General features: G+C 31.0%; 13 protein-coding genes. 5 read left to right on the forward strand and 8 right to left on the reverse strand.

Features of this window, described 5'->3' with window-relative positions:
* Entirely contained in the window at positions 1-315 is a 315-nt protein-coding gene (locus tag LPC11_RS10100) for a CHY zinc finger protein (protein ID WP_023374815.1), read from the forward strand.
* Positions 316-372: 57 nt separating this feature from the next.
* On the opposite strand, the gene LPC11_RS10105 is transcribed toward LPC11_RS10100, so the two are convergent.
* From LPC11_RS10105 to nrdI, 7 genes are all read right to left on the reverse strand, one after another.
* Positions 373-1,407: a ferrated catecholamine ABC transporter substrate-binding lipoprotein SstD gene (locus LPC11_RS10105; RefSeq protein WP_231307257.1), complete on the reverse strand. Its 1,035-nt coding sequence runs from the start codon at positions 1,405-1,407 to the stop codon at positions 373-375.
* A gap of 111 nt (positions 1,408-1,518) precedes the next feature.
* Positions 1,519-2,292: an iron ABC transporter ATP-binding protein gene (locus LPC11_RS10110; protein WP_023374812.1), complete on the reverse strand. Its 774-nt coding sequence runs from the start codon at positions 2,290-2,292 to the stop codon at positions 1,519-1,521.
* Complete coding sequence (locus tag LPC11_RS10115) at positions 2,289-3,248, reverse strand: iron chelate uptake ABC transporter family permease subunit (protein WP_023374811.1); 960 nt, start codon at positions 3,246-3,248, stop codon at positions 2,289-2,291. Before LPC11_RS10115 ends, LPC11_RS10110 begins: the two co-directional genes overlap by 4 nt.
* Entirely contained in the window at positions 3,238-4,206 is a 969-nt protein-coding gene (locus tag LPC11_RS10120; RefSeq protein ID WP_104681614.1) for an ABC transporter permease, read from the reverse strand. Before LPC11_RS10120 ends, LPC11_RS10115 begins: the two co-directional genes overlap by 11 nt.
* A gap of 225 nt (positions 4,207-4,431) precedes the next feature.
* The gene (gene nrdF / locus LPC11_RS10125; protein WP_002450939.1) at positions 4,432-5,406 is read right to left on the reverse strand and encodes a class 1b ribonucleoside-diphosphate reductase subunit beta; all 975 of its coding nucleotides are present in this window, start codon (positions 5,404-5,406) and stop codon (positions 4,432-4,434) included.
* A gap of 244 nt (positions 5,407-5,650) precedes the next feature.
* Positions 5,651-7,756 carry a class 1b ribonucleoside-diphosphate reductase subunit alpha gene (nrdE, locus tag LPC11_RS10130; RefSeq protein ID WP_023374810.1) on the reverse strand — a complete coding sequence of 702 codons (2,106 nt, stop codon included), beginning with the start codon at positions 7,754-7,756 and terminating at the stop codon, positions 5,651-5,653.
* Positions 7,719-8,117 carry a class Ib ribonucleoside-diphosphate reductase assembly flavoprotein NrdI gene (gene nrdI, locus LPC11_RS10135; RefSeq protein ID WP_002467572.1) on the reverse strand — a complete coding sequence of 133 codons (399 nt, stop codon included), beginning with the start codon at positions 8,115-8,117 and terminating at the stop codon, positions 7,719-7,721. The genes nrdE and nrdI overlap by 38 nt, the downstream gene beginning before the upstream one ends.
* A gap of 801 nt (positions 8,118-8,918) precedes the next feature.
* Between nrdI and LPC11_RS10140 the strand changes: the two genes are divergently transcribed.
* The 4 genes from LPC11_RS10140 to LPC11_RS10155 all read left to right on the forward strand — a co-directional run bounded on the left by LPC11_RS10140 (position 8,919) and on the right by LPC11_RS10155 (position 13,232).
* Complete coding sequence (locus LPC11_RS10140) at positions 8,919-9,788, forward strand: DMT family transporter (RefSeq protein WP_041613872.1); 870 nt, start codon at positions 8,919-8,921, stop codon at positions 9,786-9,788.
* A 23-nt stretch (positions 9,789-9,811) separates the two neighbouring features.
* On the forward strand, positions 9,812-10,312 hold the full coding sequence (gene queF / locus LPC11_RS10145) for a preQ(1) synthase (protein ID WP_015365282.1): 501 nt from the start codon (positions 9,812-9,814) through the stop codon (positions 10,310-10,312).
* Positions 10,313-10,647: 335 nt separating this feature from the next.
* Positions 10,648-12,153, forward strand: a complete 1,506-nt coding sequence (locus LPC11_RS10150) for a peptide MFS transporter (protein WP_041613870.1) — start codon at positions 10,648-10,650, stop codon at positions 12,151-12,153.
* A 149-nt stretch (positions 12,154-12,302) separates the two neighbouring features.
* On the forward strand, positions 12,303-13,232 hold the full coding sequence (locus LPC11_RS10155; RefSeq protein ID WP_023374806.1) for a diacylglycerol/lipid kinase family protein: 930 nt from the start codon (positions 12,303-12,305) through the stop codon (positions 13,230-13,232).
* 81 nt (positions 13,233-13,313) lie between these two features.
* On the opposite strand, the gene LPC11_RS10160 is transcribed toward LPC11_RS10155, so the two are convergent.
* Positions 13,314-13,850 (reverse strand): 5' nucleotidase, NT5C type, encoded by a 537-nt coding sequence (locus tag LPC11_RS10160; RefSeq protein WP_023374805.1) that lies wholly within the window; start codon positions 13,848-13,850, stop codon positions 13,314-13,316.
* Positions 13,851-13,896: the final 46 nt, after the last annotated feature.

Genomic DNA, 13,896 nt, shown 5'->3' on the forward strand with positions numbered 1-13,896 from the left:
ATGACCAAAGTCTATGGTTCAATGATTGATAATGAAACGAGATGTATACATTATCACTCCTTTTTAGATATAATTGCTATTAAATTTAAATGTTGTGATAAATACTACCCTTGTTATCAATGTCATAATGAACATGAAGCACACCCTATTCAACGTTGGAGTGAAGAGGAATTCAACCAACGAGTCATTATGTGTGGTGTTTGTAAACATCAGATGACGATTAATGAGTACATGATGGTAGAATCTTGTCCAAAATGCCAATCACACTTCAATCATAGATGCAAATTTCATTACCATCTCTATTTTGAAATTTAATATCCAAAGCAAAAGCGCTAAAAGCATATGATTTAATGCTTTTAGCGCTTTCTTTCCTTATTTTACTACTTTTTCTAATTCATCAATTTGTTTCATTGTTGTAGTTGTTGAACCAGATGAGAAATACCAAAGTTTTGGATCAAGTTCATAAATTTTATGATCTTTTACAGCTTTAACGTTTTTCAATACTTTATTGTTTAATGTCTTCTTAGCTGTTGCATTATTTGCTACAACTTGTCCTCTATCCATGGCTAAAATCACATCAGGATTATTCTTGTTAATATATTCATTATTAACATTCTGACCATGTGGCCCTTTACTTACATCTTTATCAACTGGTTTAAATCCTAGTGTATCAAATACTAATCCACCAAAACGTGAACCTGGACCAAATGTAGATAATTCACCTTCATTGACTAATAAATACATGACTTTCTTATCAAATTTAGAAGTTTTGTCTTTCATTGCATCTCCTTTGTTATCTAATTTTTTAGTTAAATCTTTAGCTTTATCTTCCTTGTCGTAGATTTTACCTAATTTTTCAGTATTATCTTTCATAGAATTGATGACATTTTTATTATCCGCACCCATATATACGATTTTTGCTTTTGGTGCAGCTTTTTTAAATTCATCTAAATTTTTCTGATTAGCAGTTCTACCTGAAATGAAAATCACTTCTGGTTTTGCTTTAGCTACTTTATCGAAATTAACTTGTTTTAAGTTACCCGTGTTGATATATTTATCTGATTTAAAATCTTCTAAGAAATCTGGTAGAGATTTTCCACCTTCACCTTTTGGTAATGCTTTAACTTTACTTGAAAGTCCCATTTCTTTCATATCATTTAATGCACCGTAATCTAAAACGACAGCGTTTTTAGTGTTTTTAGGAACTTCGACTGTTTCTTTAACCTTTTTAGCATCACTACCATCTTTTTCTTTACCTTGTGCTTCATAGTTATTTTCTATTTTAACAGTATCTTTTGAATCATTTTTCTCTGATTTGGAATCGGATTGACTATTATTAGATTGATTACCACATGCTGCTAATATAAAAACTATAGATAATATTAAGACAAAAATTGATTTTTTCATTATGTAGTAACTCCTTTTGTAATTTTTCACGATTGGCTGAGTAACACGTACTTTTCCCTCTATTATTCATTCACGATAAGCATCACTCCCTTAACGGTTAAGATTTTTACTTTATGAAAGAATCTGTTCATCGTAATATAGACATATGCGTTGTCCATTAACTAATTCTACTTTGACATCCATTTCATATAATTCTCTTAATACTTCAGTTTGCAATACGTCTACATTTTTCCCTGCACGGACTAGTTCGCCATGTTTTAATGCGATAATATAATCTGAATAACATGACGCAAAATTAATATCGTGTAATACAATAACGATGGTTTTATCTAACTTCTTGGCTAATGAAAGCAGTGTCTGCATAATTTGAACTGAATGCTTCATATCTAAATTATTTAATGGCTCATCTAATAAAATGTACTCTGTATTTTGTGCAATTGTCATAGCGATATATGCTCTCTGACGTTGACCACCGGACAATGTTTTAATATTCCTATCTTTAATTTCGTTTAACTGTAATAAATCTAATGCATATTTAACTTGATCTTTATCTTCTTTTTTTAGATGGCCTTTACAATATGGAAATCGGCCAAAATTCACTAATTGCTCTACTGTAATATTCATATCAGTATGATTAGTTTGTTTTAATATTGAAATCTTTTGAGCAAGTTCATCCGTCTTATAAAGCGACATTTCTTTTTCTTCAATTTTGACTGTTCCACTATCAATACTCATTAATTTTGTAATAGCTGATAGCAAAGTACTTTTTCCTGCACCATTTGGCCCTATCAAAGAGGTTATTTTCCCTTTTTCAATATTGACATTAATATCTTTTAATATTGACTTCTTTTGAATTGATTTATTTAAATTTTGAATTTGGATCAATTTGCATTTCTCCCTTTAACTAATAAGTAAATAAAGTAACTACCACCTATGAGATCAATGATAATACTTACCTCTGTAGTCGCTTCGAAAAGATGTTCAACCACCCATTGAGCAATAAATAAACATATCCAACTAAAGCATATTGTGGCAGGTAAAATATATTTATGTTCATAAGTTTTCATGAATTCATGTGCTAAATTGACAGTAAGTAATCCTAAAAATGTAATTGGGCCAACTAATGCTGTCGAAATTGATACTAAAATAGCGACAAGAATAAGCATTAATCTCGTTACTTTTTCATAATTAACACCTAAATTGATAGCTTGTGCTCTTCCCAGCAATAACACATCCAAATACGGCAGTAGTGCAATTGTTATTCCTATTAAAATGATTAATAGAATAGCTGAAAATCCGACAAGTTTAGAATTAGAAGCATCAAAATTAGCAAACATGGTATTTTGAACTGCTAAAAATGACTCTGGATCCATCACTAATTGGATAAAACCAGTAATACTTCTAAAAAATGTACCTAGTATTACACCAACCAATAAGATGAAATAGACTGAAAAATGACCAATTTTAAATAAAACCTGAAATAGAATTAAAGCAAATAACACCATCGTAACTAACGTTATTATGAAACTAATGTACACGTTATTAACGATGGTTGATTGTGTACCTAATAAAAAAACTGGTAATATTTTGACAAATAAATAGACTGAATCTAAACCGATAATGGAAGGTGTTAGTAAGCGATTAGTTGTAATCGATTGAAAAATAACAACCGACGTGCCGATAGCACCACCAACTAAAATAATTAAGATAAATTTTCTTAAACGACTTTGAATTTGATAATCAAATATTTCGAAATCAATACCTAAAATCAAGTACAAAATCGCTATAATTAAAGTGATTAATCCTAGTAAAAAGAGCTTTTTATTAAGATTAGTTAGCATAATTCTCCCTACCTTTCATCAATAAGATAAGGAATATAATCGTTCCAAAAACACCAATAGTTAAACCAATGTTAATTTCATATGGATAAACAATTAAACGGCCTACAATATCTGAGATAAGCACAAATATAGCGCCTAACATCATCGTATGAGGTAAGGCATGTTTTAAATGGTCTCCACGGTATATTGAAATGATATTAGGAACAATGAGTCCTAGGAATGGTAATGTTCCAACAGTAACGACTACAAGTGCTGTGATAGTTGCAGTTATAAACAATGCGATATAAATGATCTTTTCATAATTCACACCTAAGTTATGGCTAAAATCTTTGCCCATACCAGCAATCGTAAAGTGATTAGCAAATATATATGTAATTATTAAAAACGGAATACTTAAATATAGTACTTCATAACGACCACTCGTAATAATAGCAAAATTACCATTTAGCCAATTTCCAATACTCTGTACTGCATTGGTTCTCAATGCGATAAATGTAGTAAAACTTGAAACAATACCTCCCAACATAATACCCAATAACGGTATAAAAATGACATCTTTCACTTTAATCAGTTGTACTAATTTCACAAAGAAATAAGTACCTCCAACACTACAAATAACTGCAAATATTAATTTAATAAGTATGTGGCCTTTGGGGAATAATATGAGTGACAAAAGAATACCCAACTTAGCCCATTCCATTGTGCCAGCTGTTGTTGGACTCACAAATTTATTTTGCATCATTTGTTGCATGATTAAACCAGCTATTGCCAGCGTACTACCTGATATGAGAATACTAACTGTTCGAGGAATACGACTCGATAAAATGATGTTTAATTGATCATCGGTAAGATGGAAAATATCGGAAATTGATATTTGGCTAACACCGACAAATAGAGAGAGAATCGTAAACACAACGAGAAAGATGAGTAAAACATATCCCTTTAATAAAAACTTCATAACACTTTCTCCTTGAATAGTTATCCTTGGTAACGATTTTACGATAATGATAATCGTTATCAATTAAAATGTTACAGAATTTCCTTGTCATTTTCAATAGGTTATCTATAAATATTGTTATAAATAAGATTATTTTTATGTTTTAAATTCATCTGACATAAAAAAACCCTAATTTCACTTTAATTGCGTCCACACAAATAAAGTAAAATTAGGGCTAAATCTATATTATTTTTCATCATCAAATATGAAATCTTCATCTCGTAATGCTTCAACATTTAAAGCTAGTGTATAACCATCACCTTTTACAGAGAAGAAATCATGGTTTTTAGTTGTTGTATCTAAAGCATTTTCAATAATTGGGTTGAATTCACGTTCTTCAAAATATGGTTCAAAGCCAAGATTTGATAATGCTTTATTGCCATTGTATTTAACATAATTAAGCACATCTTCAGCTAAACCAATATCATCGTATAAAAGGTGTGTATATGAAACTTCGTTATCATAAAGTTCTTTTAACAATTTATACATTTCTTGATCCGCACGTTGTTTTTCACTTTCCGAAAGTTCATTTCTTAAACTTTGCGCATCTAAACCTGTAAACACACCATGTATTGATTCATCTAATAAAATTTTACGAATAATTTCGCCAGATGTTGTCATCTTGCCTTGACCAGCTAGATAAAGTGGATAATAGAATCCAGAATAGAATAAGAATGTTTCTAAGAAAACACTTGATACTCTAGCAATATATTGGTCAAAAATTGAGGCTTCTTTCCCCCATAATTTATGGTAGTTTTCGATAATTTTGTCTGATTTGTATTTTAAATGAGGCTCTTCAATTACCCATGTGTCTAATAAATAGTTCGTTTCACTAGATGGTAATAATGTAGTGAAAATATGAGAATAACTTTTAGCATGAATTTGTTCCATCATTGCCATAAACGAATAAACGGCTTTTTTTCTTAAATCAGTTGTGTGAAGCATGATTAATGGCATACCATCATCTGCTTGATGCGTGTCTAAACCTGTTAAGCCAGCTAATGCCTTTTTAAATGTATTTTTCTCGGCTTCAGATAATGTTTTCCAACTTGCAATATCTTTTGATACTTTAAATTCTGTTTCTACCCACATTTGAGAGATATTTTGACGCCAAAACATATTGGTCATATCTTCTTGGGTATTCCAATTGACGGCCTTCATGAATAATAATCCTCCTATCCTTTAATTAAGGTGATAGATAGCCATAAATAATCAATTAAACTACCAAAATCCTTATTAAGGTTATGTATTTCAAGGTTAGAACATACACGCTGAATACTTTAAGGAAAACCAATTATCCTAACTTAAATCAACGTGTAGTTCCAACCTTTTCTAAATCTTAATATTCTATAATCCACTTCAATAATAATACTTAATATCTAATGTATCATGTTTATTTATTGTTTTAAATTGCACAACTTGTACATTCTTCTACACTTAATAATTTATTACGTGTGTAATATAAAGATTTTAAACCTTTATGATGTGCATATACATATAATCGAGAAAGTTCACGTGTAGAAATTTCTGAATTAACATATAAAATTGTTGAAATACCTTGGTCAACATGCGTTTGGATTGTTGAAACTAAATCAATCAATTTCATTTGATCTGTATTGAATGCTGATTTGTAATACCACATTGTTTCTGGTGATAAGAATGGCATTGGATAAAATGTTTCAGCATTACCATAAGTACGACGCTCAATTTGATCAACGATAGGCATTACAGAGCTTGTTGCATTTTGCACATAAGAAATACTTTGTGTTGGTGCAATTGCTAAACGATAAGCATGGTATAAACCATATTGCTCTACATCTTTTTGTAATGCTTTCCAATCTTCTGCTGTTGGAATTTCAAATCCTTCAAATAATTCGCGTACTTTTTCAAATTGTGGTTCAAATTCTTGTGAAGTATAGAACTCGAAATATTTTCCATTTGCATAATCTGATTTATCAAAATCAAGGTATTTTTCTCCACGTTCTTTAGCAATTTGCATTGAACGTTCAATTGAATAATAGTTCATCATCATGAAGAAGATGTTAGCAAAATCTTTAGCTTCTTCTGACTCATAACCAATTTTATTTTTGGCTAAATAACCATGTAAGTTCATTACGCCAAGTCCTACAGAATGTAACTCACTATTGGCTTTTTTAACACCAGGTGCGTTTTGAATATTCGCTTCATCACTAACAACGGTTAATGCATCCATACCTGTATGAACTGAATCTCTAAATTTTTGAGATTCCATGACATTCACAATATTTAATGAACCCAAGTTACATGAAATGTCTCGTTTAATTTCATCTTCTGTACCATAGTCATTAATAATAGATGTTTCTTGTAATTGGAATATTTCAGTACATAAATTACTCATTTTAATTTGACCAATATCTGAATTGGCATGTACTTTGTTCGCATTATCTTTGAACATTAAATATGGGTAACCAGATTGTAATTGTGTTTGAGCAATTGTATTTAGCATTTCACGTGCATCTTTTTTCTTTTTCTCTACATTAGGGTTTGCAACCATATCATCATAATATTTTTCTAAATCAATATCATCTAAAGTCACACCGTACTCTTGTTTTACAGTGTGTGGCGCAAACATATAAAAGTCTTTACCTTCTTTTGCTAGATCAAAGAATTTAGATGGCACGATTAAGCCAGTAGAAATAGTTGATAAACGTAAATCTTCATCGGCATTTACCTTTTTAGTATCTAAAAACTCTTCAACATCATAGTGGAAGATATTTAAATATACAGCACCTGCACCAGGTCTTTGGCCTAATTGATCTGCATAACTAAATCCACCTTCGAGCGATTTAGCGACAGGTAATACACCTTTAGCTACACCTTTGATACCTTTAATTGCTTCACCACGTGCACGTAATTTAGATAAATTAATTGCTACGCCGCCACCAATTTTACTTAATTGTTTCGCAGTTGAATCAATAAAGTTGATAGAATTTAAACTATCATCTACTTCTAACAAGAAGCATGAAACTAGTTCTCCACGTCTTGCTCTACCCGCATTTAAGAATGTAGGCGTTGCAGGTTGGTAACGTTGTTCCACCATGGCTGAAATAAATTGTTTAGCTTGATCTTTGTCTCCGTTAGCTAAGTACATTGAAACGATGGCAACATGTTGATTATAATCTTCTAAGTATTGTTGTTTATCATTCGTTTTAAGTGCATAGTCTTTGTAAAATTTGCTTGCAGACATGTAACTAGCAAATTGGAAGTTAATTGACTTCGCATATTCTGTGATTTCTACTAAGTCTGAATCACTGTATTTTTCAAATACATTGAAGTAGAAGTTATTGTCTACAAGATAGTGTAAACGTTCAATTTCGCTATCGAAATAAATCGTTTTGTCGTGGATTTCTTCCAAATATACTTTGAGCGCTTCTTGGTCTTTTTCTAAATTGAAAAAACCATTATCTTTTCGCTTTGTAACTTCGTTATTTAATTCAATGTGATTGTACTTCTTCTCGTCCATAGTTTTCATTAAAATTACCCACCTTGTTTTTAAATTCGATAACGTCTTTATTAGTGCCTTGCACTTCAAACTTCATTAACAACGGTACATTATAGTCTTCAGAAATAGAGCGCCCTGCTTTAGCAAAATTCTGACCCCAGTTTCTATTACCACTGGCAGCTACCGCTCTAAGATATGAATGATTTACATCTAGAAATGATTGTACTTGTTGTGGTACTTCGCCAAAGCCTATTGTTCCAGTAACTAAAATATATGGTTCATTAATAGGATCTGTACAATTATCTGATGTAATTTCCATTACATTTTCGATTTCGGCACGTTTAATAAATCTACGTACATTACCTGAAAATGAGAAATATACTACTTTCATTGGATCGCCTTCTTTCACCAATCTTTAAACAATTAAAAAAGAAGTTCTCCTATCAGAACAGGAAAGCTTCCTACAAAATATAGTGTTGTAGAATGAAATGAGTCACTAAAATAAAAGTTTATAAAAACTATATGACCTTATCTTGATATTAGATTTTATTTTGAACCACAAGATATTGTGGTTGATTTGAAATGTAGATCTATATAGTATAAGTAAACATTTTGTGCGGAAACACTGTAAACGAGAGATTATTCTATTATTACTAGTGTCATTTTGCATTTAAATAAAGATTATTCCATTTATTAGTATCTGCTACAGACACAATATATTGTGTCTGTTTATCAATATCGATACTATATTCTGTGTTTCATTATACATAATACCTAAACTTATTTAAAGTTAAAGTTTTATGTCAAATGTTCGTCTTTTCTTCTGAACATGCACCACTACACCTTTAGTCTTACATCAATAAAAATAAAAAAATTTTTCAGTTAAAATTACTTGCTTTTTATAAAAAGTTATACATAAAGCGTAATCTCTTGATTCTAGCTCAACCCCGTCATTATAAAGGATACAATCAATGAATAATCAAAATTAAACTGCAATCGTTTTCAGTTATATACAATTATTTTAAATCTCACAAATGATTTGGAACTAGAGAATGATCCCCCTCTAGGAAGAACATATGTTCGTATATATATATTATATATTCCCCCCTCCGTTTTTTCAAGTCATTTATGCATATCGACATCATTTATGCTACTATAATAACGTTAAACTTTTATGAATGAGGCGATAGTATTGAATCCTAAAATCAAAGGTATAATTGCAATTCTAATATCTGCGATAGGTTTTAGCTTTATGTCTGTCTTCTTCAGATTATCAGGCGATTTACCTGTATTTCAAAAGTCTCTAGCAAGAAATTTAGTTGCAATGTTCATACCATTATTCTTCATATTTAAATATAAACAACCTATGTTTGGTAAGTTAAGTAGCCAACCATTACTTATCTCAAGGTCAACACTCGGTTTAATAGGTGTATTACTCAATATATATGCACTTGATCATATGGTATTGAGTGATGCTGATACATTAATGAAGTTAAACCCCTTCTGGACCATATTATTATGTTTTATCTTTTTACATGAAAAAGTACGCAAATATCAAATTTCAGCAATGATCGTTGCGATACTAGGTATGTTACTTATTGTAAAACCAGAATTTTCTTCTTCGTTTATACCAGCATTCATTGGGCTACTTTCAGGTATATTTGCTGCATCAGCATATACATGTGTCCGTGCTTTAAGTACTAGAGAAGCACCTTATACCATTGTATTTTATTTTTCATTATTCTCAGTCATTGTACTTATACCGTTTTCAATCGTTACTTTTGAACCAATGAGCAAATTACAAGTATTATATTTATTTGGCGCAGGTTTATCAGCGGCAGTTGGTCAAATTGGAATTACACTAGCCTATAGTTTCGCAGCAGCAAAAGACATATCTATCTTTACTTATGCTTCTATTATATTTACAGCAATATTCGGCTTCATACTATTTGGCGAAACACCAGATTTATTATCAACAATTGGATATGTTGTCATTATTAGTGCAAGTTATTATATGTTCGAAAAAGCACGTCGCGAATCTAGTACTCAACAACAAAATTAATCATATGATAAGGAGTGATTCATTTGGCACAAGGACGTCAAAATGATGAATTACAAGATATAACATTACTAGGTAACCAAAATAACACTTATAACTTCGATTATAGACCAGATGTTTTAGAAACATTTGATAATAAACACCAAGGTAGAGATTACTTTGTGAAATTTAATTGTCCAGAATTCACATCATTATGCCCTATTACAGGACAACCGGATTTTGCAACAATTTATATTTCATACATCCCTAACATTAAAATGGTTGAATCTAAATCATTAAAATTATATTTATTTAGCTTTAGAAACCACGGTGACTTCCATGAAGATTGTATGAATATCATTATGAATGATTTAATCGACTTAATGGATCCTCATTACATTGAAGTATGGGGTAAATTCACACCACGTGGTGGCATCTCCATTGATCCATATACAAATTACGGCCGCCCTAATTCAAAATATGAAAAAATGGCGGAGCATAGAATGATGAATCATGATATGTATCCTGAAAATATAGACAATCGCTAATCTTACAATGAATTTCAAATATAAACTTTAGTACATTGAAAACATCTTACAAAGATAATTTCAAATTGTGCTAAAGTTTTTTTATTTAATTTTCAAAAAACTCTTGCACTTTATTAAGTTAAAGCGTATTTTTATATATATTAGTACTATAGTTCATTAAATTAATGAGTCTCAATTTTATATGAATATTTCATATAATTAATTCGAAGGAATTGACAGAATTTTCTTATTTATAATTTTTAGAATATTATTGCAACTTTTTAATTTCAATAGTACAATTTTTAAAAAACAATATAACGTTAGTGTTAAGGGAACAGAAAGGTTGGGATGATTATATGAAAGCAAATAATTCCCATGAACAGGCAGTTCAAGAAATTCCACAAACAGGATTTTTTGGACATCCAAGAGGTTTAGGTGTTTTATTCTTCGTAGAATTTTGGGAGAGATTCAGTTATTATGGCATGCGTGCGATGTTGATATTCTATATGTACTACTCCATTGCAAATCATGGTTTAGGTATCGATAGAACCACGGCAATGTCAATCATGTCAGTATATGGGGCATTAATCTATATGTCATGTATTCCAGGTGGTTGGATTGCTGACAGAATTACAGGCACAAGAGGTGCTACTTTAATTGGTGCAGTACTCATCATTATTGGCCATATTTGTTTAAGTTTGCCGTTCGCAATGGTTGGTTTGTTCGCATCAATGTTCTTTATTATTATTGGCTCTGGGATGATGAAACCAAACATTTCTAATATTGTTGGTAGATTATATACTAAAGATGATACACGTATGGATGCAGGTTTCGTTATTTTCTATATGTCAGTAAACTTTGGTGCATTAATTTCACCTATCATTTTGCAACAATTTTTAGACGTCAAAAACTTCCATGGCGGATTCTTAATTGCAGCTATTGGTATGGCATTAGGTTTAGTTTGGTACGTATTATTCAATCGTAAAAATTTAGGTCGTGTTGGTATGACACCAACAAACCCACTTTCACCCGCTGAAAAGAAAAAATACACTGCAATTATTAGTGGTATAGTAGCCATTATTATCGTTGTACTTATCGTTACATACTTAACGAATACATTATCATTTAACTTAGTAAGTAATACTGTTTTAGTACTTGGTATCGTATTACCAGTTTCATACTTTACAATTATGATTAGAAGTAAAGATGTTACGGATGTAGAACGTTCAAGAGTTAAAGCATTTATTCCATTATTTATTTTAGGTATGGTGTTCTGGGCTATTCAAGAACAAGGTTCAAATGTACTTAACATTTATGGTATTGAACATTCAGATATGAAATTAAATCTATTAGGATGGAAAACGAATTTCGGTGAAACAATTTTCCAATCTATTAACCCACTTTTCATCCTATTATTTGCACCTGTTGTTTCATTTATTTGGCAAAAATTAGGCAAACGCCAACCAAGTTTACCTATTAAATTCGTGATTGGTGCTGGTTTGGCTGGTATCTCTTATATCTTAATGGGATTAATCGGTAACATTTATGGAAGTGCGCATTTCTCAGTAAACTGGGTTATTCTTTCATACATCATTTGTGTAGTTGGTGAATTATGTTTATCACCTACTGGTAACAGTGCTGCAGTTAAATTAGCACCAAAAGCATTCAACGCTCAAATGATGAGTTTATGGTTATTAACTAATGCATCAGCTCAAGCATTTAACGGTACATTAGTTAAATTAATCGATCCATTAGGTCAAACAAATTACTTTATTTTCTTAGGTACTACAGTAATCGTCATTACTTTAGTCATTTTAGCCTTCTCACCAAAAATCGTGAAAGCAATGAGAGGTATTAGATAATAGATGACAAAGTAAGCAGTAAGTCGAAATAATTCGGCTTACTGCTTTTTTAGTTTATAATAAAAATCACTCTAAAATTTCATTGATTACCTATAAAAATGGGTATTGAAATATATTAAACAAGAACTTAAGGAAAGTAGGTATAGACGATGACAAAAAAATATAATCATGGTGTGCTATTCTATCATGAACACAGTGGCTTAAAAGATATCTACCAAGGTCTAGGTGAAGTGACAAAGTCTCTAAGTTCTATGTGTAAACACTTCTCCATTCAATTAAGTGAGAATGAAGGAGATATCAAAGGTTATTGCCAATCTATTAAAAATGGACAATATGGAGACGATATAGATGTATTATTCATTTTAGGTGGCGATGGTACCGTTAATGAATTGATTAATGGCGTAATGGAGAACGACTTAGATTTACCTATTGGTATTATCCCAGGAGGTACGTTTAATGACTTTACTAAAACATTAAACCTCAATCCAAATCATACATTAGCTAGTCAGCAATTATTATCTTCACATATACAAACATATGATGTAATAAAAATTAATGATATGTTTGCACTTAATTTCGTTGGATTAGGCCTGATTGTACAAAATGCTGAAAATGTACAAGACGGTTCTAAAGACATCTTTGGTAAGCTAAGCTATATTGGTTCCACTGTTAAAACATTAATGGACCCTAGCAAGTTTGATTTCACATTATCAATTGATGGCCAAGAAAAATCCGGTAATACATCTATGATACTTATCGCAAATGGTCCTAATATTGGTGGCAGTAGAATTCCTTTAACTGATTTATCTCCACAAGATGGTCAATTAAATACCTTTATCTTTGATGATCAAAGTTTCAGTATCCTTAATGATATCTTTAAAAAGCGTGACAGTATGAATTGGAATGAAATTACACAAGGTATTGATCACATCTCTGGTAAACAAATCAAGCTTACTACTGAACCTAACATGAAAATTGACATTGATGGTGAAATTGCTTTAGAGACACCTATAAATGTTGAAGTATTACCAAATGCCATCAAATTACTCACATTTCCTGATCAAAATAATAACCAATAATAACAATGCGCTAACTCGCAAAAACAGGAGCTCAACCACTCATCCATACGACAATTTTAGGATAAGGGCTAGCTCCTGTTTTTATTTATCATTTAAGAATAATGCTTCTACATCTTTCCAACCATTTACACGTTTATATTCTTGATGATTCATATTATGCACTGCAGTATACATAATAGATTCACCTTCAAAAATAGCAAGCTGACGTGGATTGTCATCAATTAAATAGTCCGCATTAATAATATTTTTACGACCACAAAAAACAAAATGTTGTGGATCTAAAAAAGGAAAATGTTCTAATAACCATTCATACTTATCATGGAATGACGTTGGTACATCCATTGCAGCTGTTGCTATATAAACATCATAATGTTCATTTAACTTCTCTACAACTTCTTGTGCATTTGGCATAACCTTTAAATGTCTAAAGAACCCAGGCTCTCTAAGTATTTCAGTGACTAATCCGTCATGTTCTGGAATAACATGCTTTAATTTTTGTCCATTTAGTGATTCTACTGTAATTCCTAAATTAGCTCTTTCATTTACACCATCAATGATCGCGCCTAGTGTATCAGCGAGTACTTCATCCATATCTATAGCAATTTTCTTACGAGACATTAAATCTACTCCTCAAATGTAATGTATTTCTAAAGTATAGCAAAAG

The organism is Staphylococcus sp. HL28 (assembly GCF_021117155.1).
GTDB classification, from domain to species: Bacteria; Bacillota; Bacilli; order Staphylococcales; family Staphylococcaceae; genus Staphylococcus; species Staphylococcus warneri.

Coding starts and splice junctions, on each gene's coding strand:
- LPC11_RS10100 (WP_023374815.1), top strand. CDS start 1: ATGACCAAAGTCTATGGTTCAATGATTGATAATGAAACGAGATGTATA.
- LPC11_RS10105 (WP_231307257.1), bottom strand. CDS start 1,407: ATGAAAAAATCAATTTTTGTCTTAATATTATCTATAGTTTTTATATTA.
- LPC11_RS10115 (WP_023374811.1), bottom strand. CDS start 3,248: ATGCTAACTAATCTTAATAAAAAGCTCTTTTTACTAGGATTAATCACT.
- LPC11_RS10120 (WP_104681614.1), bottom strand. CDS start 4,206: ATGAAGTTTTTATTAAAGGGATATGTTTTACTCATCTTTCTCGTTGTG.
- nrdF (WP_002450939.1), bottom strand. CDS start 5,406: ATGAAGGCCGTCAATTGGAATACCCAAGAAGATATGACCAATATGTTT.
- nrdE (WP_023374810.1), bottom strand. CDS start 7,756: ATGAAAACTATGGACGAGAAGAAGTACAATCACATTGAATTAAATAAC.
- nrdI (WP_002467572.1), bottom strand. CDS start 8,117: ATGAAAGTAGTATATTTCTCATTTTCAGGTAATGTACGTAGATTTATT.
- LPC11_RS10150 (WP_041613870.1), top strand. CDS start 10,648: ATGAAAGCAAATAATTCCCATGAACAGGCAGTTCAAGAAATTCCACAA.
- LPC11_RS10155 (WP_023374806.1), top strand. CDS start 12,303: ATGACAAAAAAATATAATCATGGTGTGCTATTCTATCATGAACACAGT.
- LPC11_RS10160 (WP_023374805.1), bottom strand. CDS start 13,850: ATGTCTCGTAAGAAAATTGCTATAGATATGGATGAAGTACTCGCTGAT.